Here is a 21,824-nt window from a genome sequence, read left to right on the forward strand (position 1 = left end):
CCTCGACGCCGCCGCGTACCCTTGATCGCGGACGGCGTCGGCGCTCGCTTCGCTCGCCGGTACGGATGCCCCGGTGGCGTCCGGCTGGGACGATGGAGCCACTGCCGCGCCGGAGCCGGCCGGGAGCACCCGGCGCGGTCCAGGCGGAGCGACGCTACTGAGGGGACAACGCAAAGATGGCGAACCCGTTCGTCAAGGGGTGGAAGTACCTGATGGCGCTCTTCGGCGCCAGGATCGACGAGCACGCCGATCCGAAGGTGCAGATCCAGCAGGCCATCGAGGAGGCCCAGCGCCAGCACCAGGCGCTGGTTCAGCAGGCCGCCGCCGTGATCGGCAACCAGCGGCAGCTGGAGATGAAGCTGTCCCGTCAGATGACCGAGGTCGAGCGGTTGCAGGCCAACGCCCGCCAGGCCCTGGTCCTCGCCGACCAGGCCCGCGCCCGCGGCGACGAGGCCGAGGCCGGCCGCTACGAGCAGTCCGCACAGGTCCTGGCGACCCAGCTGGTCTCGGCCGAGCAGGCCACGGAGGACCTCAAGACCCTGCACGACCAGGCGCTCGCCGCCGCCGCCCAGGCCCGCCGGGCGGTCGAGAACAACTCGATGATCCTCCAGCAGAAGCTCGCCGAGCGCACCAAGCTGCTCAGCCAGCTCGAGCAGGCCAAGATGCAGGAGAGCGTGGCCCGCTCGCTGGAGTCGATGTCGTCGCTGACCGCCCCCGCCAACACGCCCTCGCTCGACGAGGTGCGCGACCGCATCGAGCAGCGGTACGCCACGGCGATGGGCCGCGCCGAGCTGGCCGGCAACTCCGTCGAGGGCCGCATGCTGGAGATCCAGAAGTCGACCCTGGACTCGGCCGGCTCGTCCCGCCTGGAGCAGATCCGGTCGAGCATGGCCGGCGAGCAGCTCGGCGGCAAGCAGGAACGACCGGCCGCGGAGCAGGCCCAGCCCGCCGCGCCGGCCGCCGACCCGGCGGCCGCCGCCCGGCTGAACGAGATCCGGGCCAGCATGGGCCGGGAACGTGGCACCGGAGACACCACCGCCGCCGGCTGAGCGGCCGGTTCGAGGAGGCAGAGGTGGCAGACGAGCGCACGCGGTACTTCCGGCGCCTGAGTCGGTTGCGGGGTTCCGCACGCCGGTGGAGCGTCACGGCCGGCGGCCTGGGCGGCGCCGCCGCCGTGCTGACCCCGTACGCCGGGCTCGGGCTGCCCGACGCGGCGTGGGCGGCCGGGGCGGGCGGCGCGCTGGTGCTCGCCGCCTGGCGCTGGATCGACCTGCGGGCGCTGGCGGCCCAGCCGGCGCCGCCGCCGCTCGACCCGGCCGAGGCCGCCGCCCGGTCGCGCGCCAAGCTGGTGGCCGCCGTGGAGCGGCTCCCCGTCGGCCCCGGCGTGCTGGCCGAGGTCCGCCGGGTGCGCTCCCGGGTGGCGCTGCGCGGCACCAGCGCCGCCGAGCCGTGGGCCCGGCTGGACCGGGCCGCCCTGACCCTCGCCGGGATGACCGGCCGGCTCACGGGGCTCGCCTCGCCGGCCGTGCTGGAGGCCGCCGAGGCAGACCGGTCGCTGCGGGACCTGGCCGACCGGGTGGCCAGCGTCGAGCGCACCCTGCGGCTCGCCCCGGCCGAGTCCCGGCCGCCGCTGGCCGAGGCGCACCGGGCCCTGACCGCGCAGCTGGAGCAGGGCGTCACCGCGTACGAGCGGCTCGTCGTGGCCGCTGCCGGCTACGTTGCCGGGGAAGCCCACCCCGACGCCGCGCACCCGGCCGCCTCCCGGCTCACCGAGGCGACCGACCTGCTGCACGGCGTCGCCACGGCCCTGACCGAACTCCGCGGCGTCGGCGCCCCCCTCCGCACCCCCTGACCCCGCCCCGCCCCTCCGAGTGCCTCGCCCCTCCGAGTGCCTCGCCCCTCCGAGTGCCCCGTCCCTCCTGCACGGTCGATCATGCAGTTGTGGTGCCGGCTCGGTACCTGTTCGGGCGTTTTGCACCCCACCACAACTGCATGATCGACGCGGCGCGGCGCGGGGACACGGCCGCGGGGGAGCGGGGGTCAGGGGGGTGTGGTCACCGGGACAGGGCCGGTGAACGGGGAGCTGCCGACGACGTTGAACGACCGGATCCGGTAGTGGTAGGTGACGCCGCGCGCCAGCCCGGTGTTGGTGAAGCCCCGGCCGGTGACGGTGAAGGTCGCCACCTCCAGGCCGAACGCCGGGTCCAGCGCCCGCTGCACGATGAACCCCGCGCCCGGTGCGGCCGGCGTGCTCGCCGCCCAGGCGAGGATCACCGTCGCCGTGTCCGGCCCGGGTGCCGTCGCGGTGGCGGTCACCCCCGTGGGCGGGCCCGGCGCCGGCGGGGTGGTCGCCCGGGCAACCGTCGACCAGGCCGACGAGGCGCCGAGATAGGTGGTCCGCACCCGGTAGTAGTACGTGGTGTCGGGGGCGACGGCGATGTCGAGATGGTTGTCGCCGACGCCGATCGCGGTGGTGCCCGGCCCGCTGCTGAACGTCGGGTTGGTGGCCCGCTGCACGTCGATCCCGGTCGCGAAGGAGCGGTTGGCCCAGCGCAGCGCGATCCGCAGCGGCGCGGCCGGCGGGATCGCCGCGGTCAGCCCGGCCGGCGCGGCGAGATGCACCGAGGCCGGCACGCTGTTGGACCACGTGGAGCAGCTCACCGCGTTCTCCGCCCGGATCCGGTAGTGGTAGGTCACCCCGGGGATGACGCTGGCGTCGGTGTAGCGGGTCGCCGTGGCCGCCACCGTGATCGCCGTGAGGCCCGCCGTGAAGGCGGCGTCGGTGGCCCGCTGGAGCTGGTGGCTGGTGGCCGGTGGTCGGCTCCCGTTGCCCGTCCAGGTCAGCGCGATCGCGGGCAGCGCGGTGGCCGAGCCGGGGGCGGGGGTCGCGGTCAGCCCGGTCGGTGCCCGGGGCGACACCCGCAGCACCAGCGGCCGGATCATGCCCTGGTCCCGGTGGCCACCGAGCTGGCTGTGCCAGTGGTACTCCCAACCGAGGTTGACGAGCTGGTTCACCACGACCGCGGGTCGGCCGTCGACCGGGCTGACCGGGGTCGAGCCGGTCCGGGCGCCCGCCGGCCGTAGCGGGTCGAGCAGCCGTACGCTGTCGCCGATCTTGAACGGCAGAGGCGGCGCGACCGGCCGGAGCGCGACGATCACGTCCTCGCGCGGGTCGACCCGGACGACCTGCTTCCAGCCCCGCTCCGCCGGGTGCGGCGGCCGGGTGGCACCGTCCCAGCCGACCCGGCCGACCAGCTGCACGTCGCAGCCGGTGAACCGCACCGGCTGGGTCTGCCGGCTGTTGCCGCGGATCCGCCAGAGTTGGGTGCCGTCGCCGGGCCCGCCCACCGCGACGGCCGGATCGCTGACGTGCAGCACCTCCGTGGCCGGGTCGGTCGGCCCGAGCGGCAGGACGGTGGGAGAGAGCGGCCCGGCGTGCGGGTGCCCGACGCCGAGCCGGCCGACGAGCCGGCCGTGGTCCGGTTCGAAGACCTGCTGCACCGCCTTGACCTCCAGCGGCAGGAGCACCGGGGCGGCGGAGCCGGCCGGGACGAAGCTGACCGTCGCGGCGTGCACCGGGACCACCGTGTCGCGCGCGGTCCGGGTGCCGAACGCCACGTCGTACGCCGGCTGCGGCACGATCGGCGGGCGCTGGCTGGCCGCGTACGCCTCGGGCAGGCGCTCGCGCAGCCGCGCCAGGTCGTACGGCGGCGCCGGGGTGCCGGCGACCCGGAACTGGAGCAGGGTGCGGGTGTTCGGACCGTACCCGGGGCGGGTCGGCGGCGCCCCGCCCTCGGCGCTGCGGTCCGGGGCGCCGGTGTGGTGGTCGGCGCGTGGGTCGAAGCCGGGCAGCGGGGCCGGGCAGTCGTTGTAGAGGATCAGCGTGCCGCCGGGCGCGACGGTGGAGAAGTCCACCAGCACGTCGGCCGCCTCCCCCGGGGCGAGCAGCAGCGCGTGCGCGTCGACGTTGAGCACGGTCGGGTCGCGCCGGTCGTACCGGTAGCTGACCGGCCGGTTCGGCACCACCACCGGCGCGGGCAGCAGGCCGCACTCGTTGCCGATCTGGACGAGCTCCGGGCCGGCGGCGCGCGGGTCCGGGACCCCGCCGTCGCGCCCGTCCGTCGGCCAGCCGGCGGGCCGCTCCGGCGCGCGTACCGCCTCCACCGTCGGCACCTCGCCGGCGTCGGCGTCGGCAAGCCCGCCGTCCGGGTCCCACATCGGCCCGTCGGAGCGAGCCCGGTAGAGCTGGAGGTTCAGACCGCGGTCCAGGCAGGCGTTGAGGATCCGGAACCGGTACGTCCTCGGCTCGACCTCCAGGTACGGGTACGCGATCCCGTTGACCAGCACGGTGTCGCCGAACGCGTCCGGCACCGCCGAGGGGTGCGGGACGCCGGGCGCGAGCGGCGGCTCGTCGGGGTCGGCGACGGGGTCGTGGTGCGGGTTCGGCACGGGGTCCGCCCGGTGCCGCGTACCGCCGTGCTCCCGCTGCCCGGCGTCGTCGCCCGTGCGCGACCACGGACCGTAGTCCCACCGGCCGGTCGGGTTCGTTCCGTCGGCCCGGTGCGGGTTCTGCCGGGGCTGGTAGACGTGCGGGTGCCAGAGGCTGCCCCGGGAGCCCCAGCGGTCCCGGTCCCACGTCGGGTCCTCCCCGGCGAGCTGGGCGTCCTCCGGCACGAACGTCTTGTCCTCGATCACCAGGGGCAGCTGGTCGGCGGGGAGCACCTCGTCGGCGACGAGCCGCTCCTCGGCGGGGTCGGTGAGCAGGTAGAGGGCGACCTGGCCGGAGTAGACGGTGAGCCGGGCCAGGCCGACGGTGTTGTCGTGGAACCAGCACAGCCGCCCGCTCTGCTCGTTCGGGTAGTAGAGCGTGGTGGCGCCCGCGCCGGGCGGCGGCATGTCGGGCACGTGGGTCAGGCCGGGCCCCGTCGGGTAGGGGGTGATCTCCCCGGCCGGCGTCACCCACTGCCAGGGGTTGCCGGCGCTGGTCCAGCCGGTGTGCGCGCCCGCCAGCCGCAGCACCGCCCGGTTCTGCGGGTAGGGCGCCGGGCCGTCGAGCGGGCCGGCCCCGGCGCCGTCGACGGTCGGGTCGACCGGCAGGAAGAGTTCGCCGGAGCGGCCGGTGGGGAGCTGGTTGATGAACTTGACCCGGACCGGCCGGCCGCGCCGGGCCAGGATGAGCGGGCCGAGGTGCCAGGGGCGCCCCGCCGGCGCGACCGTGTTGTGCCCGTGGGCGTCCGTGCCGAGGTTGAGCTGCCGGTAGCCGCGCAGCCGGGTCGCCGGCAGGTCCCGGTGCAGCCGCTGCGCGTACTGCTCCAGGCCGATCTCGTAGTAGTCGCAGCCCGGATAGCTGACGGTGTCCGGCACCGCCACCGGCAGGTGGGCGCCCAGCTCGGTGCGGCCGAGCGCGCCGGGGCGGGGCAGCGCGTCGACGAACTTGCGGATGCCGGTGCCGGGCAGCACGCAGCCGTCGGCGTCGACCACCGGCAGCGGGCTGCGGGCCTGGTTCGGCAGCGGACCGAAGTAGCGCGGGACGGCGGCCGGGTCGAGGCTGGCCGGCGCGGCGACCGGCTCGGCCGCGCGCCGGGCCGCCGGCACGGGACCCGCCCCGGTCCCGTCGGCGTCGTGCTCGGCGCGGGCGCTCGCCCGCTCCGCCCACGGGATCCGGAGTCTGCGGAACAGCTCCATGGCTCTCCCCGGTGTCCGGGCGCGGCGGCCGCCACGTCGGCGTGGCGGACCGGTCGCGCGTCGCTGACGATGCGTGAGGAGTCAACCGCAGCATGCGACCTCGACGCCGATGTTAGGAAGTACCCAATCGTCCGTATCCGTGGCAAGGACGCGACTCGCCGCCCTGCCGGCGGAGTGTCCCGCCCGACACGCCGGCCGGGTGGCTGCGGGTGGCTACCCGCCATGCGCGACGCAGGACACGCGCGTGTCGCACCGGCCCGGCCGGGTCAGTCGGCGGCACGCTCCGGCTGGCAGACCGGGCACCAGTAGGTGACCCGCTCGCCCAGTTCCTCCTTGCGGATCGCGGTGCCGCACCGCCGGCAGGGCTGGGCGCGCCGGCCGTAGACGTAGCTGGTCTGCCCCCGGCGCAGCGATCCGGTGGTGCTCTGCGTCCAGCGGCCCCGGTTCGCCGCGAGCAGCTTCTGCGCGAGGGCGACGGTGCCGGCGAGGTCCGGCACCGCGCGCACCGGGGTCCACGGCGAGACGCCGCGCAGGAAGAGCACCTCGCACTTGTAGAGGTTGCCGACGCCGGCCAGGTTGCGCTGGTCCAGCAGCGCCTCGGAGATGGTGACGTCCGGGTCGGCGGCCAACCGGCGCACCGCCTCCGCCGGATCCCAGTCCGTGCCGAGCAGGTCGGGGCCGAGGTGCCCGACGAGCGACTCCTCCTCGGCGGTCGGCACCAGCGCCAACTCGTGCAGGTGGTAGCCGACGGCGACCGCCCGCGCGCTGCGCAGCACGACCCGGATCAGGTGCGCCGGCCGGGCCGCCCAGCGTTCCCCGGGCGCGTACGCCCGCCAGGCGCCGTCCATCCGCAGGTGCGAGTGCAGCGTCCAGCGCGCCCCGCCGTCGTCTCCCGGGGCTGCGTCCCCGGCCGCACCGCCGCCCTGCGCCGGGGCCGTGCCGCCCTGCGCCGAGGCCGTGCCGCCCTGCGCCGAGGCCGTGCCGCCCTGCGGTGTGATCGGGGCGTCGGGCGGTGGCGTGGCGTGCGGTGGGGCGGTGAGCCGCAGCAGCAGGTGCTTGCCCCGGCTGGCCGACTCCCGCACCGTCCAGCCGGCGAGGTCGGTCGCGGCGAGTTGCGGCACCCGGAAGTCGCTGCCGGTCAGGCGGGCGCCGGCCAGGGCACGGTGCAGTACGCGGGCGGTGTTCCAGACGGTGTCGCCTTCGGGCACCCGTCCATCCTTCCTCGTCCGAGCCGAATTCGCATGTGTCGCTATTTGTATGGTGGTTCCTGTCGATCTACCGACAAGGGCACGATCAGGGAGTTCTGAGGAGAATGCCCATGATTCTGCCCCAACGTCGCGCCCGTACCGCCGCCCTGACCGTCATCCTCGCCCTCGCCCTCGTACCCGCCCCGAGCCCCGCGATCGCTGCCGCTGGCGGCGAACGGTGGAGCACCGACCTCTCCCGCGTCGACGCCGACGACGTCAACGTCCGGCACACCCGCGCCGGGCTCCGCCTGGCCGACCCCCGCCCCGCGCGGTCCCGCGCGCCCCGCAGCGCGGTCGCCGAGGGGATCTTCCTCGCGTCGCCGCGCACCCTGGCCCGGCCGGCCACCCGGATCCGCGCGGCCGTCGACGCCCGCACCGCCGCCGGCGGCACCGCCGAGGCCCAGGTGCGGGGCTGGCGGGCGGCGGGCTGGACCGAGTGGCGCGAGGCCACCGGCGGGGCGGTCTTCGACCGGCCGGTCACCCGCGTGCAGACCCGGGTGGTGCTCACCGCGAGCCGGCCGGGCGCGACCGCGGAGGTGCGCGCCGTGCGACTCACCGCCGACACCGCCGCCGCCGTCGCCGCCTCGCCCGGCCTCACCTACCGGGTGTACGCGACGCGGATCGGGCTGGTCGGCGAGGTGACCGCCAACGGGCACACGATCGTGACCGGGGACCACTTCGTCGCGCTGCCGTCCCGGCGCGCCCTGGCCCCGGCGAACACCGGCGACTACACCGTGCGGGTCTGCACCACCACGGGCAGTCGCTGCGAGTACGCCCCGGTCTGGGACGTCGGCCCGTGGAACACCCGGGACGACTACTGGAACCTCAGCGCCGTCCGGGAGAACTGGAAGGACCTTCCGCAGGGCCGGCCGCAGGCACAGGCGGCCTACCAGGACGGCTACAACGGCGGGCGGGACCAGTTCGGGCGGGTGGTGTTGAACCCGGCCGGCGTCGACCTCGCCGACGGCACCTTCTGGGACGGGTTGCAGCTCACCACCAACGCCTGGGTGGACGTGGCGTACCTGTGGACCGGCGGCGGCCCGCGTGGCGTGGTCGGCGACGGTCCGCTCAACATCCGCGCAGGCGCCGGCACGGGGTACGCGGTGCGCGGCCTGGCCGCCCGGTACGCCAACGTGCCGATCGAGTGCTACGTGACCGGGCAGACCGTCGCCGGCCCGTACCGGACCACCAACCGGTGGAACCGCCTCACCGGCGGCCAGTACGTCAGCCACGCGTACGTCTCGGCGGTCTACGGCGGCACCGTGCCGCTCTGCTGACCACCACCCGCGTACGCCCGCCGGGCCGGCTGGCTCCGGTCCGGCCCGGCGCCCGGGTCGCCCGTCCGACACCTCGTCCGGCCGACCCGCTGCTCAGCCGGCCGTGATGTGCAGCAGGTCGGCCGGCGCCGCCAGTTGGACGTTGCCGAAGTGGTCGACGGTCAGCACCTCGGCCGTGAACCCGTCCGCCTCGCGCCGGAGCACCGGCGCCGGCAGCCGAACCAGGGACTCCGGGTCGACCGCCGGGCCGACCCCGGACAGCGGTGCGCCGAGCGCCAGCCGCGCGGCGACCGGCGCGAAGACGTCCCGGCCGTGGAACGTGCGGGACACCTCGGGTGCGAGCCACTCCGGGTCGGTCAGCCCGACGGCCGCGGTCACCCCGCCCAGCGCCTCGGCGGCCTCCACCAGCAGGCCGTTGTCCGGCCCCACCAGCAGCCCGCGGGGCGTGGCCAGCGCGACGCCCCGCCGGCTGGTGCCCACGCCCGGGTCGACGACGGCCACGTGCACCCCCTGCGGCAGGTGCGGCACGGCCTGCGCGAGCACCGCCGCGCCCCGGCGTACGTCGGCCGGCGGGACAAGGTGGGTCACGTCGACGACCCGGGCCTCCGGCGCCAGCCGCGCGATCACCCCGTGGCAGGCGGCGACGAATCCGTCGGCGAGGCCGTAGTCGGTGGTCAGCGAGATCCACGGGGCGCGGGCGGTGCCGGCGGGCGGGCCGGCGACGACCTGCCGACCGTGGACCGGGCGGCCGGCGGCGACCCGTCCCTCGGCGGTGAGGGGCAGGTCCGGGACCGGTCCGTCGGCGGTGAGGGGCAGTTCCAGGACCAACTCGTCGTGCAGCGGGATGCCGTCCTCGCCGACCACCGGGATGCTCGGCTTGAGCCGGCGGGCCCGGTCCACCGCGCCCCGGTCCACGCGCACCAGCCGCAGCCCGCGCCGCTGGTAGAAGCGCAGCGCCCGCAGGTTGTCGTTCGTGGTGACGAGCCAGAGCCGGGCCCGGCCGCCGGCCCGGGCCACCTCGCCGGCCGCCGCCAGCAGCGCCGTGCCGACGCCGCCGCCGGGCGTCGCGGCCACCACGCTGACCACCTCCAGCCCGTCGGCGTCGTCGTGGTGGGCGAGCACCCCGACGACCGCCCCGGCCCCGTCGGTCGCCACCAGCGCGGGCAGCGTACGCAGGTCGTACCGGGTGTCGTGGGCGACGACGTACGGCCCGCCCCACTCGCGTTCGTGCAGCGCGTCCACGGCCGCCCGGTCCCCGGCCCGCGCCGGCCGGACGGTCACCCCGTCCGCCCCGTCCACCACGGTCATCGTCGGCTCCCCTCGTCGACCGGTCGGGATCGTACCGACGCCGGCAGACCGCCCCGGTCGACCGGGGCGGTCTGGCAGAAATGGGACAGCCGCACTGACCGACCGGCCACTGCCGGGACGGGATCCGGTTGGGCAGACTGCCAGGGGTGACCAACCGGAGCCTGCCCGCCGTCGCGGTGCTCGTGATCGCCGCCGCCCTCACCGCCGCCTGCGGCGACGACGCGGAGGACCGGCGCGCCGCGCCGCCGGCCGCCACGGCGTCGACCCCGGCCGACGTGCCGACCCCGGGCCCGACCGGCGCGGCGGAGGCCACGGCGACGCCCGCCGCCCCGCCGAGCGCCCGGCCGACGGGGGCGGGTCCGGCGGGTCCGAGCGCCGGCGGGCCCACCCAGCGCCGCCCCGCCAGCCCGCCGCCGGTCCAGCTGCCGGTCCGCCCGACCGGGACGCCCGGCGCGCGGCAGGTCGTCGACGCGTTCAAGGCCGCCGGGCTGAAGGTGCCGAACCCCCGGGACCGGTCGGTCGAGTGCGGCCCGGACGGGCTCGGCCTGGGCTGCTCCGAACTGGTCGCGACCGACGCCGTCACCGTGTACGTCTTCCCCGACGAGACCAGCGCCAGCGACATCGCCGAGACGTGGGGCGGCCAGTCGTTCCGGCGGGGCACGGTGGTGCTCAACTACCTGGAGGCGAAGACCCCCGCCGCCGATCGCGCCAGGTACGAGAAGGTCCTCACGGGCCTGCGCTGACGGCGCGGGTCAGCCGCGCAGGCGCAGGCCGCGCGGGGTGGCCCGGAAGCCGGCGGCGGTGAGGGCGTCGCGCAGCGGCGAGGAGCGCACCGCCTCGCCGTCGGCCCGCTCCACCGACATCGCGCCCAACGCGCCGGAGTGGACCGCGTCGGCGAGCGCCTTCCCGGCCGCCGTCAGCAGGTCGGTGTCGTCGGTGAAGGAGAGGATCGTCCGCCCGCCGCGTTCGACGTAGAGCACCAGGTCGCCGGCGACCAGCACCACCACGGCGCCGGCCTTGCGCCCCGCCCGGTGCCCGGTCGCCGGGGCCGCCCCGTCGCCCGAGTCGACCACCCGCTCCGGCCAGGACAGCGCCGCACCGTACGGGCTGGCCGGGTCGGTCGCGGCGAGCACCAGGGTGGGCCCGCCACGCCCCCGCCCGCCGTCGGCCGGCTCGGCCAGCGCCCGGATCCGGTCCACCGCCCCCGGCACCGCGAACTGCGCCGCGCCCAGCCCCTCGACGAAGTAGCCCCGCCGGGCCGCGCCGCGCTCCTCCAGCGCGGAGAGCACCGGATAGACCGCGGCGAAGCCGCCGGTCACCTGCTCGGCCATGACCGCGCCCCGGGTCACCACGCCGTGCCGTTCGAGCAGCACGTCGGCCAGGGCGGCGGCGCGCCGGGTCGGGTCGGTGTCGCGCTCCGGCAGGCGGGACCAGCGGCCGGCCACGGTCGGCGGGCCCCCACGCGTCGGCAGGGCCACCCGCCCGGGGCGCCGGTAACGGGTGCGCGGCGCGGTGGCACGGGACCGGTGCGCCCCGCCGCCGCCGAGTGCCGCGCGCAGCGGCGCGAGGGTGTCGTTGGTGAGGTGACCGGCCCACACCAGGTCCCAGACGACGGCGGTCAGCGCGGCGTCGTCGGTCGAGCCGACCCGGTCGGAGAGCGACCGGAAGAACAGCGCCTGCCCGTCGCCGAGCGCGTCCAGCACCGCGTCGTGCAGCGGGGTGCGGGTGAGCGCCTCGTCGGGCGGGGCGAGCAGCAGCGGCGCGACGTCCGCGTAGGCCAGGGTGACCCAGCCGTCCCCGCCGGAGATGGCCCCGGAACCGGCCCAGAGCACCTCGCCGCTGGCGCAGAGCTCGTCGAGCTGGGCGGGGGAGTAGTCGGCGACCCGGCCGGGCAGCACCAGCCGTTCCAGCGCGGACGCCGGCACCGCTGCGCCCTGCAACTGCTCCACGGCGGCGGCCAGCGCCTCCACCCCCCGCGCGGACGAGCCGACCTGCTGCCAGCGGGGCAGGAACGCGGCCAGCGCGCGGGGCGGCACCGGCTCGATCTCCCGGCGCAGCGCGGCCAGGGACCGGCGGCGCAGCAGCCGCAGCACCTCCGCATCACACCACTGGCTGCCGGCAGTGTCGGGGGTGAACTCGCCGGCCACCACCCGACCGGTGGCGGCGAGCCGGCGCAGCGTCTGCTCGACCACGAAGACGCCGAGCCCGAAGCGGGCCGCGCAGGTGGCGGCGGCGAACGGCCCGTGCGTACGCGCGTAGCGGGCGACCAGGTCGCCGAGCGGATCGGCCACCGGGGCCAGGTAGGCCTCGGCCACCCCGACCGGCAGGGCCACGCCGAGGGCGTCGCGCAGCCGGGCCGCGTCCTCGACGCCCACCCAGCGCTCCTCGCCGGCGACGCGTACGCGCAGCACCCGGCGGGCCGCCGCCAGCTCGGTCAGCCACGCGGGGGAGGCGCCCCGCTCGGCCAGCTCCGCCTCCGACAGGTCGCCGACCACGCGGAGCAGCTCGACCACGTCCTCCGCGTCGCGCGGGCGGCGCTGCTCGGTCAGCCAGCGCAGCTGCCGCTCGGTCTCGGCCAGCACCGCCGGATCGAGCAGCTCCCGCAGGTCGACCCGGCCGAGCAGCTCGCCGAGCAGGGTCGAGTCCAGCGCCAGCGCGGCGGCCCGGCGTTCGGCCAGCGGCGCGTCGCCCTCGTAGAGGAAGGCGCCGACGTAGCCGAAGAGCAGCGACCGGGCGAACGGCGACGGCTGGGCGGTCTCCACCTCGACCAGGCGCACCTTGCGGGCGGCCAGGTCGCGCATCAGCTCGGCCAGCGCGGGCTGGTCGAAGACGTCCTGGAGGCACTCCCGGGCGGCCTCCAGGGTGACCGGGAAGTCGGCGTACTCGCGGGCGACGTCGAGCAGCTGGGCGGCGCGTTGCCGCTGCTGCCACAGCGGCTGGCGGCGGCGCGGGTCGCGGCGGGGCAGCAGCAGCGACCGGGCGGCGCACTCGCGGAACCGGGACGCGAAGAGCGCGGACGTGCCGACCGACTCCTCGACGAGCTGGGCGATCTCCTCGGGCTCGAAGACCACCACGTCGGCGCCGGGCGGCTCGTCCGCCGTGTCCGGCAGGCGGACCACGATGCCGTCGTCGGACGGCATCACCTGGGCGTCCACGCCGTAGCGCTCGGCGAGCCGGCGGCCGATGGCCAGCGCCCACGGCCCGTTGACCCGGGCGCCGAGCACGCTGTGCACGGCCAGCCGCCAGTCGCCCAGCTCGTCGCGGAACCGCTCGACCACGACGGTGCGGTCGTCGGGCAGGGACCGGGTGGCGGCGCGCTGCTCGCGCAGGTAGGCCATCAGGTTTCCCGCGGCCCAGTCGTCCAGCCCGCCGGCCCGCAGCGCGGCGACCGCCGTCTCGTCGCTCTGCCGCAGCAGCGAACGCACCCGGGCGCCGATGGCTCGGCCCAGCTCGACGGGGCGGCCGAGCTGGTCGCCCTTCCAGAACGGCATCTTCGCCGCCTGCCCGGGGGCCGGGGAGACCAGCACCCGGTCGGGGGTGATCTCCTCGATCCGCCAGGACGACGAGCCGAGCAGGAAGACGTCGCCGACGCGGGACTCGTAGACCATCTCCTCGTCCAGCTCGCCGACCCGGGCGGCCCGCTCGGCCCCCGCCAGGAAGACGCCGAAGAGGCCCCGGTCGGGGATCGTGCCGCCGCTGGTCACCGCGAGCCGCTGCGCGCCGGGACGGCCGGTGAGCGTGTCGGTGGCGCGGTCCCAGACCAGCCGGGGCCGCAGCTCGGCGAACGCGGTGGACGGGTAGCGGCCGGAGAGCATGTCGAGCACGGCGTGCAGCGCCGAGTCGGGCAGCTCGGCGAAGGGCGCCGCCCGGCGTACGAGCACGGCCAGGTCACCGACGCGCCACGGCTCCAACGCCACCATGGCGACGATCTGCTGGGCCAGCACGTCGAGCGGGTTGCGCGGGTGGTGCAGCTCCTCGATCGCGCCCTCGGCCATCCGCTCGGCCACCACGGTGCACGACAGCAGGTCACCCCGGTGCTTGGGGAAGACCACCCCGCGGGAGACCGCGCCGACCTGGTGCCCGGCCCGGCCCACCCGTTGCAGGCCGGCGGCCACGCTGGGCGGCGCCTCGATCTGCACCACCAGGTCGACGGCGCCCATGTCGATGCCCAGCTCCAGGCTGGAGGTCGCCACCACGGCGGGCAGCTGGCCGGACTTGAGCGCCTCCTCGATGTGCTTGCGCTCCTCCCGGGAGACGCTGCCGTGGTGGGCGCGGGCGATCACCGCCGGCGCGCCGGTCGCCGCGCCGGCCTGCGCCATCAGCTCCGCCGGCGTGCGGCCGACGCGCACCGGCCCTTCGGGGCCGCCCCACTCCTGCGCGCCGCGCGGCGACGGCGTGGGCCCGCCGGCCAGCTCCTCGCCGGCCAGCTCGTTGAGCCGGGCGCAGAGGCGCTCGGCCGAACGCCGGGAATTGGTGAAGACGATGGTCGAGCGGTGTGCCCTGACCAGGGAGAAGACGCGTTCCTCCACCGCCGGCCAGATGGACGCCCGGCGCGCGCCGAGGCCGCCGAGGTCGTCCTCCGGCGGCTCCTGCTCGTCGAGGCGGGTCATGTCCTCCACCGGCACCTGGACGCTGACCTCGATCGTCTTGGCGGTGGGCGGCGCGACCACGTCGACGGGGCGGGCGCCGCCGAGGAAACGGGCGCACGCGTCGACGGGCCGGACGGTGGCGGAGAGGCCGATCCGCTGTGCCGGGGCCGGCAGCAGCTCGTCGAGGCGTTCCAGGGAGAGCGCGAGGTGGGCGCCGCGTTTGGTGCCGGCGACCGCGTGCACCTCGTCGAGGATCACCGTCTCGACGCCGCGCAGGGAGTCGCGGGCGGCGGAGGTCAGCAGCAGGAACAGCGACTCGGGTGTGGTGATGAGGATGTCCGGCGGGGTGCGGGCGAAGGCCCGCCGCTCGTCGGCGGGGGTGTCGCCGGTGCGCATTCCCACGGTGATCTCCGGCGGGGCGACGCCGAGCCGGGTGGCGGCCTGGCGGATGCCCGTGAGGGGAGTGCGCAGGTTGCGCTCGACGTCGACCGCGAGCGCCTTGAGCGGGCTGACGTAGAGCACCCGGCACCGCTGCCGGGGGTCGGCCGGGGCGGGCTCGCGGGCGAGCCGGTCGAGCGACCAGAGGAACGCGGCCAGCGTCTTGCCCGAGCCGGTGGGGGCCACCACCAGCGCGCTGCGCCCGGCGGAGACGGAGCCCCAGGCGCCGGTCTGGGCGGCGGTGGGCGCGGCGAAGGCGGCGCCGAACCACTCCCGGGTGGCCGCGCCGAAACCCGCCATCGCATCCGTCACGCCATCCATCCTGCCCCGGCGGTGTGACATCGGGGCTCTGGGCGGAGGGCCATTGCCCCGCTCCGGCTCATACGCGATGTTTGCGCGTTCAATCCGTTAAGTCTTACTTAACTGCTTGCTTGTGCCCCACAACATAAAGTAACTTCACCCGGAGCGTCGACCCGGGGTGGAGGAGATCGGATTGACCGTCGAGCAGCGGAGCTTCGAGCCCGGCACCGACGTGCTCATCCGCAAGGTCGACGGTCACCTCGCTGCCGTCCGCACCGGGCTGTCCGGCCCGGAGCTGGAGCTGGCCGAGCGGCTCGCCGCCGCGCTGCGGGAGCTGGTCGCCTCCACCGCGCAGGCCAGCGCGGTCGACCGGGGGCAGGTCCGGGCCGCGGTGCACTACTTCGTGCTGCGCCGGGAGAGCCGGGGCCGGTTGCTGCCGGTGCGCTCCCTCGCCGCCGCCCAGCGGGTGGTCAACAAGGTCGTGGTCCAGCTCGGCCGCCCCGACCTGCTGGTGGAGCCCCGTCGCGAGCGCCCCGCCCGGGAGCCCGTCGCCCCCACCGTCGACGTCGCCGTCGGCTGACGGCCGCCCCTCCGCCGGCGCCCGGCCGCCCTCCCGCCTCCGCCCCGGCCAGCTGCCCGCCTGCGCCCGGCCGCCCCTCCGTGTCGCCCCTCGGCTGACGGCTGGCCGGCCGTCTCGGGGCCGGCTACCCGGACGCGGGCGACAACGGGACGAATTCGCGCAAAACCGCCCGCCGGGCGACGATCTGGCGTGTGATCGCACCTAGGTGCCGTCCCACCTCCGGCGCGCGCCGCAGCCACCTCGACCGGGAGCGCGGGTGCTCGTACTGCTGATCCTCCACTTCGTGGCGGCCCTCGTCGCGCCGCTGCTCGTCCGGTGGTGGGGTCCCCGCGCCTGCTACCCGCTGGCGCTGGCGCCGGCGGCGGCGTTCGGTTGGGCGCTGGCCCGCACGCCCGCCGTCCACGACGGCGGCGCGGTGGTCGAGACGTACCCGTGGATCGGCCAGCTCGGCGTCGACCTGGCGCTGCGGCTGACCACCCTGTCCTGGCTGATGACCCTGCTCGTCGGTGGCGTCGGCGCGCTGGTCCTGGTCTACAGCGCCCACTACTTCGGTCGGGAGTCCGCCGGCGTGGCCCGGTTCGCGGCCGTGCTGGTGGCCTTCGCGGGGGCGATGCTCGGCCTGGTCCTCGCCGACGACCTGCTGCTGCTCTACGTCTGCTGGGAACTCACCACGATCTTCTCGTACCTGCTGATCGGGCACAGCACCGAGCGGCGCTCCAGCCGGTGGGCGGCGGCGCAGGCGCTGACCGTGACCACGTTCGGCGGGCTGGCGATGCTGGTGGGCTTCATCATGCTCGGCGGGCACGCCGGCACCTACCGCTGGTCGGAGATCACGGCAGCCCCGCTGCCGGGCGGGGCGTACCTCGTCACGGCGGTCGTGCTGATCCTCACCGGGGCACTGTCCAAGTCGGCGGTGCTGCCGTTCAGCTCGTGGCTGCCGGTGGCGATGGCGGCGCCGACACCGGTGAGCGCGTACCTGCACGCCGCCGCGATGGTGAAGGCCGGCGTCTACCTGATCGCGCTGCTCGCCCCGGTGCTGGCGGCTGCCGGCCCGTGGCGGCCGGTGGTCGTGGTCGCCGGCCTGGCGACCATGCTGACCGGGGGCTGGGCGGCGCTGCGGCAGACCGACCTGAAGCTGCTGCTGGCGTACGGCACGGTCAGCCAGCTCGGCCTGATCGCGGTGGCCGTCGGGGCCGGCACCCCGGACACCGCCCTCGCCGGGGTGGCGATGCTGCTGGCGCACGCCCTGTTCAAGGCGCCGCTCTTCCTCGTCGTCGGCATCATCGACCACGGCGCCGGCACCCGCGACCTGCGGGAGCTGTCCGGGCTGGGGCGCCGGGCGCCGCTGCTCGTCACCGTGACGGTGCTCGCCGCCGCCTCGATGGCCGGGCTGCCGCCGCTGGTCGGCTTCGTCGCCAAGGAGGCCGTGCTGGCCGCCTTCACCGACCGGCCCGCCGTCGTCGCCGTGCTGGTGGTGGGCACCGCGCTCACCGTCGCCTACAGCGCCCGCTTCGTCTGGGGCGCGTTCGCCACCCGGCCGGGCGTGGAACCGGCCGTGCTCGGGCGGATCCCCGCGTCGATGCTCGCCCCGCCGGCCCTGTTGGCCGCCGTCGGGCTGGCCGCCGGCCCGGCCGCCGGGATCCTCGACGGCCTGCTCCGCCCGTACGCCGAGTCGTTCGGCGTCGTCGGCAAGGACCTGGCGCTCTGGCACGGCCTCAGCCCCGCGCTCGGCCTCTCCGCGCTGGCCGTGGCCGGCGGCGCGGCGCTGTTCGCGCTGCGCGGCCCGCTCGCGCCGGTGCTGGCCCGGCTGCACGTCCCGGTCAGCGGCAACCAGGGGTACGAGTGGCTCATCCGCCGCTTCGACCGGCTGGCCATGAGGGTCACCGGCGCGACCCAGCGGGGCTCGCTGCCGCAGTACCTCGGCGTCATCCTGGTCGTGCTCGTCCTGGTGCCCGGCGGGGCGATGCTGGCCACCCGTCCGTGGCGGGAACGGATCGCCCTCTGGGACAGCCCGGTGCAGGTCGTGGTGGTGGCGGTGGTGACCGTCGCGGCGGTGCTGGCGGTGGGCGCCCGCCGGCGGCTGACGGCGATGCTGCTGGTGGGCATGACGGGTTACGGCACGGCGATGCTCTTCGTGGTCTACGGCGCGCCGGACCTGGCACTGACCCAGTTCCTCGTCGAGACCGCCACCATCGCGGTGTTCGTGCTGGTGCTGCGCCGGCTGCCGGAACGGTTCTCGGCCCGCCCCAGACGCCCGAAGTGGGCGCGTCGGACAATCGGGCTGGTGGTCGGCGTGGTGGTCGGCGGACTGGCCCTGACCGCCGCCTCGGCCAGGCGGGCGCCCACCATCTCCGCCGAGTTCCCGGACCTGGCCGTCACCCACGGCTACGGCCGCAACGTGGTCAACGTGACCCTGGTCGACATCCGGGCCTGGGACACGATGGGCGAGCTGTCGGTGCTGGTGGTGGCCGCGACCGGCGTGGCCAGCCTGGTCTTCCAGCGCTCCCGGACCGGGCCCCGCCCGCGCCGCCCGGAGCGGCCGAACCGGGTGCAGCGGCCGGGGCACCGGGTCTGGCTGCGCGGCGGGTCGACCCTGCACGAGCGGCAGCGTTCGATCGTGCTCGAGGTGGTGACCCGCCTGGTCTTCCACACGGTGGTGGTCTTCTCCCTGTTCCTGCTCTTCGCCGGCCACAACGCGCCGGGCGGCGGTTTCGCCGGCGGCCTGGTGGCGAGCCTTGCGCTGGCCGTGCGCTACCTGGCCGGCGGCCGCTACGAGCTGGCCGAGGCCGCCCCGGTCGGCGCCGGCACGGTGCTCGGCGCCGGCCTCTTCGTCTCGATCGGCACCGGCGCCGTCGCCCTGTTCGCGGGCGGCACGGTGCTCGAGAGCGCCCGGATCAACCTGTGGCTGCCGGTGATCGGGGACTTCTACCTGGTCACGTCCCTCTTCTTCGACGTGGGCGTCTACCTGGTCGTGGTCGGGCTGGTGCTGGACATCCTGCGCAGCCTCGGCGCCGAGGTGGACCGGCACATCGAGGCGGCCGGCGCGTCCGGGGGCGGCCTGCGGGTCGACGGGCAGGGGGAGCGGACGTGAGGACGGGCGGCGCGGGACCGACCCTGGTGCTGGTCGTCGCCGCCGGGGTGCTGGTCGGCTGCGGGGTCACCCTGCTGCTGGAACGCAGCCTGACCCGGATCCTGCTCGGCGTCATCCTGCTCGGCAACGGGGTGAACGCGCTCATCCTGCTCGGCGGGCGCTCGGGTGCCGCCCCGGTGGTCGGCACGGCGCCCCCCGGCACCTTGAGCGACGCGCTGCCGCAGGCCATGATCCTCACCGCCATCGTGATCACCTTCGGGCTGACCGCGTTCCTGCTGGCGGTGAGCTACCGCAGCTGGTACCTCACGGGCGACGACGAGGTCCCCGACGACATCGAGGACCGGCAGATCAGGCATGCGGTCGAGCGCAGCGAACTGACCGCCGCCGACCTCGGCGGCGAGGGCCCGGACGCCGACCCCGAGCAGGTCGACCCGGAGCCGCCGCGCCGGCTCCACCGCGGGGACGGCCCCGGATGACCGGGTACGCGGGACGGGGCGCCCGATGAGCTGGCTCGTGCCGCTGCCCGTGGTGGTGCCGCTGCTGGGCGCGGCGCTGACCCTGCTGCTGGCCCGGTGGCCCGGGGCGCAACGGGTCGTCAGCGTGGCCTGCCTGACCGCCACGCTGGCGGTGGCGGCGGTGCTGCTGGTGCAGGCGTACCGGCACGGGCCGGTGGTGGTCCAGGTCGGCGGGTGGTCGGCGCCGGTGGGCATCGTGCTGGTCGCGGACCAGCTCGCCGCGTTGATGCTGGTGGTCTCCTCGGCGGTGACCCTGTGCGTGCTGCTCTACTCCGTCGGCCAGGGTCAGGGGGACTTCGGCGAGACCGTCCCGGTGACCATCTACCACCCCACCTACCTGGTGCTGACCGCCGGCGTGACCAACGCGTTCCTCGCCGGCGACCTGTTCAACCTCTTCGTCGGCTTCGAGATCCTGCTGGCCGCGAGCTTCGTGCTGATCACCCTCGGTGGCACCGAGACCCGGATCCGCACCGGCTCGACGTACGTGGTGGTCAGCATCCTGTCCTCGATGATCTTCCTCGCCTCGGTGGGGCTGGTGTACGCGGCCACCGGCACCCTGAACATGGCCCAGTTGGCGCACCGGCTGGACGCGCTGCCCGACGGCGTACGGCTGACCCTTGAGCTGATGCTGCTGCTCGCCTTCGGGGTCAAGGCGGCGGTCTTCCCGCTCTCGGCCTGGTTGCCGGACAGCTACCCGACGGCGCCGGCCCCCGTCACGGCGGTCTTCGCCGGCCTGCTCACCAAGGTCGGCGTGTACGCGATCATCCGCACCGAGACGCTGCTCTTTCCCGGCGGCCACGTCTCCGGCCTGCTGATGGTGGTGGCCGGGCTGACCATGGTGGTCGGCATCCTCGGCGCGGTCGCCCAGTCCGACATGAAGCGGCTCTTCTCGTTCACCCTGGTCAGCCACATCGGCTACATGATCTTCGGAGTGGGGCTGAGCACCGTCGCCGGGCTCTCCGGCGCGATCTTCTACGTGGTGCACCACATCACCATCCAGACCACGCTGTTCCTGGTCGCCGGCCTCGTCGAGGAGCGGGCCGGCAGCACCGACCTGCGCCGCATCGGCGGGCTGGCCCGGGCCGCCCCGCTGCTCGGCGTCCTCTTCTTCGTCCCCGCCATGAACCTCGCCGGGATTCCGCCCTTCTCCGGGTTCCTCGGCAAGCTCGGCCTGCTCCAGGCCGGCGTCGCGGCCGGCGAGCCGCTGCCCGGCGTGCTGGTCGCGGCGGGGACGGTGACGAGCCTGCTCACCCTCTACGTGGCCTCGCGGGTGTGGAACATCGCCTTCTGGCGCGCCCCCCGGCTGGCCACCACCGAGCCGGTCGTCCACCTGCCGGCGCTGATGGTCGGCGCGACGATCGCGCTGGTCGGGCTGGGGCTGGCGCTGACCGTCGTCGCCGGGCCGCTGTTCGACGTCACCGCCGACGCGGCGGTCGACCTGCGCGAGCGCACCCCGTACATCCGTTCCGTGCTGCCGGTCGGTGTCCCGTGACCCCGGCCTCCGGGGCGCCGCCGCGCGGGCGGGGGCGGCGGCGCGACCGACTGATCGCCTTCGGCTGGCTGGTGCTGGTCTGGAGCCTGCTCTGGGGGGACTTCTCGTGGGGCAACCTCGCGGGCGGGACGCTGGTGGCCGGTGCCGTGCTGCTGTTCTTCCCGCTGCCGCCGGTGAGCTTCGGCGGCCGGCTGCGCCCCGGGCCGCTGGTCGTCTTCGCAGTGCGCTTCGTCGGCGAACTGGTCAGCGCCAGCGCGCACGTCGCCCGGGTCGCGGTGCAGCCCGGCTACCGGCCCCGGGGGGCGATCATCGCGGTCCGCCTGCGGGTGCGTACCGACCTGAACCTGGCGCTCACCGCCGAGGCGATCTCGTTGGTGCCGGGCACGCTGATCGTCGAGGTGGACCGGGACGTCGGAGTCCTCTACGTGCACGTGTTCGACACCCACGGCCCGCAGGACCTGCGCGGCAGCCGGCAGCGGATCCTCGCCGTCGAGCGGCGGCTCGTCCGCGCGGTCGGCTCCGACGCCGAGGTGCGCCGGGTCAGCGCCGATCCCGTCGAGAGGGGACCCGAACCGTGATCACGTTCCTCGCCGCCACCCTCACCGTCCTGTTCTCGGTGACCGCGTTGCTGGCCCTGATCCGGCTCTACCGCGGGCCGTCGCTGATCGACCGGGTGGTCGCGGCCGACATGCTGCTCGCCACCATGGTGGGCGCGGTGGGCGCGGAGGCCGCGGTGAACCGCCACGCCACCACCCTGCCGGTGCTGGTGGCGCTGTCCATGCTCGGTTTCGTCGGGTCGGTGTCGCTGGTCCGCTTCGCCGTGCGCGAGGACGGGGAGGCCTGATGTGGGGCACGCTGGCCGACTGGCTGGGCGGGGGCTGCCTGGTGGCCGGCGCCCTGCTGAGCCTCGCCGCCGGGATCGGGGTGCTGCGCTTCCCGGGCACCCTGGACCGGATGCACGCCGCGACCAAGCCGCAGGTGCTCGGGGTGCTGCTCCTGCTGCTCGGCGTGGCGCTGCGCCTGCGTACCCCGGCCGACCTGGGCATGGTGGCGCTGGTCGGGATCTTCCAACTGGCCACCGCCCCCGTGGCGGCCCAGATGATCGGCCGGGCCGCGTACCGGGCCGGCCGGGTCGAGCCGGGTCTGCTCGACGCCGACGAGCTCGCGTCCGCCGACCGCCGTGCGGGTGGCGGGGGCGGTCCGTCCTGACCCGCGCGGACGTCGAGGGGCCTTCGGCACACCTTCAGCGGCTATCCAGCCGATCCCGATAAAATGGGCCGCATGATCGACTCTTCTGCCCAG

14 protein-coding genes and 2 pseudogenes are annotated in these 21,824 nt (G+C 76.0%); 11 read left to right on the plus strand and 5 right to left on the minus strand.

What is annotated here, in order from left to right; all coding sequences use genetic code 11:
- Nucleotides 1-176: 176 nt before the first annotated feature.
- Nucleotides 177-1,049: a PspA/IM30 family protein gene (locus ACLQ20_RS25985; RefSeq protein ID WP_327030831.1), complete on the plus strand. Its 873-nt coding sequence runs from the start codon at nt 177-179 to the stop codon at nt 1,047-1,049.
- A gap of 23 nt (nt 1,050-1,072) precedes the next feature.
- Nucleotides 1,073-1,852: a phage shock envelope stress response protein PspM gene (gene pspM, locus ACLQ20_RS25990; protein ID WP_327030832.1), complete on the plus strand. Its 780-nt coding sequence runs from the start codon at nt 1,073-1,075 to the stop codon at nt 1,850-1,852.
- A gap of 188 nt (nt 1,853-2,040) precedes the next feature.
- Here the strand turns inward: pspM and ACLQ20_RS25995 are convergent, their stop codons facing one another.
- Together ACLQ20_RS25995 and ACLQ20_RS26000 are read right to left on the minus strand one after the other, a co-directional pair.
- On the minus strand, nt 2,041-5,685 hold the full coding sequence (locus ACLQ20_RS25995) for a hypothetical protein (RefSeq protein ID WP_425857936.1): 3,645 nt from the start codon (nt 5,683-5,685) through the stop codon (nt 2,041-2,043).
- Nucleotides 5,686-5,951: 266 nt separating this feature from the next.
- Nucleotides 5,952-6,893, minus strand: a complete 942-nt coding sequence (locus tag ACLQ20_RS26000; protein ID WP_425857937.1) for a zinc finger domain-containing protein — start codon at nt 6,891-6,893, stop codon at nt 5,952-5,954.
- A gap of 110 nt (nt 6,894-7,003) precedes the next feature.
- Between ACLQ20_RS26000 and ACLQ20_RS26005 the strand changes: the two genes are divergently transcribed.
- A complete protein-coding gene (locus ACLQ20_RS26005) occupies nt 7,004-8,209 on the plus strand; it encodes a hypothetical protein (RefSeq protein WP_425857938.1) in 1,206 nt (401 codons plus the stop codon).
- Between the two features lie 111 nt (nt 8,210-8,320).
- On the opposite strand, the pseudogene ACLQ20_RS26010 reads toward ACLQ20_RS26005, so the two are convergent.
- A pseudogene (locus ACLQ20_RS26010) lies at nt 8,321-8,893 on the minus strand (SAM hydrolase/SAM-dependent halogenase family protein); the annotation flags it as partial.
- A 258-nt stretch (nt 8,894-9,151) separates the two neighbouring features.
- A pseudogene (locus ACLQ20_RS26015) lies at nt 9,152-9,517 on the minus strand (GNAT family N-acetyltransferase); the annotation flags it as partial.
- Nucleotides 9,518-9,663: 146 nt separating this feature from the next.
- Between ACLQ20_RS26015 and ACLQ20_RS26020 the strand changes: the two are divergent.
- Complete coding sequence (locus ACLQ20_RS26020; RefSeq protein ID WP_358117063.1) at nt 9,664-10,260, plus strand: hypothetical protein; 597 nt, start codon at nt 9,664-9,666, stop codon at nt 10,258-10,260.
- Nucleotides 10,261-10,269: 9 nt separating this feature from the next.
- Here the strand turns inward: ACLQ20_RS26020 and ACLQ20_RS26025 are convergent, their stop codons facing one another.
- A complete protein-coding gene (locus ACLQ20_RS26025; RefSeq protein WP_425857939.1) occupies nt 10,270-14,865 on the minus strand; it encodes an ATP-dependent helicase in 4,596 nt (1,531 codons plus the stop codon).
- A 172-nt stretch (nt 14,866-15,037) separates the two neighbouring features.
- Here ACLQ20_RS26025 and ACLQ20_RS26030 point away from each other — a divergent pair, with 172 nt between their 5' ends.
- The 7 genes from ACLQ20_RS26030 (at nt 15,038) to mnhG (ending at nt 21,731) form a co-directional block, all read left to right on the plus strand.
- On the plus strand, nt 15,038-15,424 hold the full coding sequence (locus tag ACLQ20_RS26030; protein ID WP_425857940.1) for a hypothetical protein: 387 nt from the start codon (nt 15,038-15,040) through the stop codon (nt 15,422-15,424).
- A gap of 256 nt (nt 15,425-15,680) precedes the next feature.
- Nucleotides 15,681-18,515, plus strand: coding sequence for a Na+/H+ antiporter subunit A (locus tag ACLQ20_RS26035; protein WP_425857941.1), 2,835 nt, complete (start codon nt 15,681-15,683; stop codon nt 18,513-18,515).
- The gene (locus ACLQ20_RS26040; RefSeq protein ID WP_425857942.1) at nt 18,512-18,991 is read left to right on the plus strand and encodes a Na(+)/H(+) antiporter subunit C; all 480 of its coding nucleotides are present in this window, start codon (nt 18,512-18,514) and stop codon (nt 18,989-18,991) included. Before ACLQ20_RS26035 ends, ACLQ20_RS26040 begins: the two co-directional genes overlap by 4 nt.
- Nucleotides 18,992-19,016: 25 nt before the next feature.
- On the plus strand, nt 19,017-20,522 hold the full coding sequence (locus tag ACLQ20_RS26045; RefSeq protein ID WP_151453929.1) for a Na+/H+ antiporter subunit D: 1,506 nt from the start codon (nt 19,017-19,019) through the stop codon (nt 20,520-20,522).
- On the plus strand, nt 20,519-21,100 hold the full coding sequence (locus tag ACLQ20_RS26050) for a Na+/H+ antiporter subunit E (RefSeq protein ID WP_151453930.1): 582 nt from the start codon (nt 20,519-20,521) through the stop codon (nt 21,098-21,100). Before ACLQ20_RS26045 ends, ACLQ20_RS26050 begins: the two co-directional genes overlap by 4 nt.
- Entirely contained in the window at nt 21,097-21,366 is a 270-nt protein-coding gene (locus tag ACLQ20_RS26055; protein ID WP_151453931.1) for a monovalent cation/H+ antiporter complex subunit F, read from the plus strand. Before ACLQ20_RS26050 ends, ACLQ20_RS26055 begins: the two co-directional genes overlap by 4 nt.
- Nucleotides 21,366-21,731 carry a monovalent cation/H(+) antiporter subunit G gene (gene mnhG, locus ACLQ20_RS26060; protein ID WP_151453932.1) on the plus strand — a complete coding sequence of 122 codons (366 nt, stop codon included), beginning with the start codon at nt 21,366-21,368 and terminating at the stop codon, nt 21,729-21,731. The genes ACLQ20_RS26055 and mnhG overlap by 1 nt, the downstream gene beginning before the upstream one ends.
- Nucleotides 21,732-21,824 lie beyond the last annotated feature (93 nt).

The organism is Micromonospora sp. DT46 (assembly GCF_049841735.1).
Classification (GTDB): domain Bacteria; phylum Actinomycetota; class Actinomycetes; order Mycobacteriales; family Micromonosporaceae; genus Micromonospora; species Micromonospora reichwaldensis.

What these genes read in the sequence shown, in the direction of transcription:
- ACLQ20_RS25985 (WP_327030831.1), top strand. Translation starts at nt 177, where the DNA reads ATGGCGAACCCGTTCGTCAAGGGGTGGAAGTACCTGATGGCGCTCTTC.
- ACLQ20_RS25995 (WP_425857936.1), bottom strand. Translation starts at nt 5,685, where the DNA reads ATGGAGCTGTTCCGCAGACTCCGGATCCCGTGGGCGGAGCGGGCGAGC.
- ACLQ20_RS26005 (WP_425857938.1), top strand. Translation starts at nt 7,004, where the DNA reads ATGATTCTGCCCCAACGTCGCGCCCGTACCGCCGCCCTGACCGTCATC.
- ACLQ20_RS26025 (WP_425857939.1), bottom strand. Translation starts at nt 14,865, where the DNA reads ATGGATGGCGTGACGGATGCGATGGCGGGTTTCGGCGCGGCCACCCGG.
- ACLQ20_RS26045 (WP_151453929.1), top strand. Translation starts at nt 19,017, where the DNA reads ATGAGCTGGCTCGTGCCGCTGCCCGTGGTGGTGCCGCTGCTGGGCGCG.
- mnhG (WP_151453932.1), top strand. Translation starts at nt 21,366, where the DNA reads ATGTGGGGCACGCTGGCCGACTGGCTGGGCGGGGGCTGCCTGGTGGCC.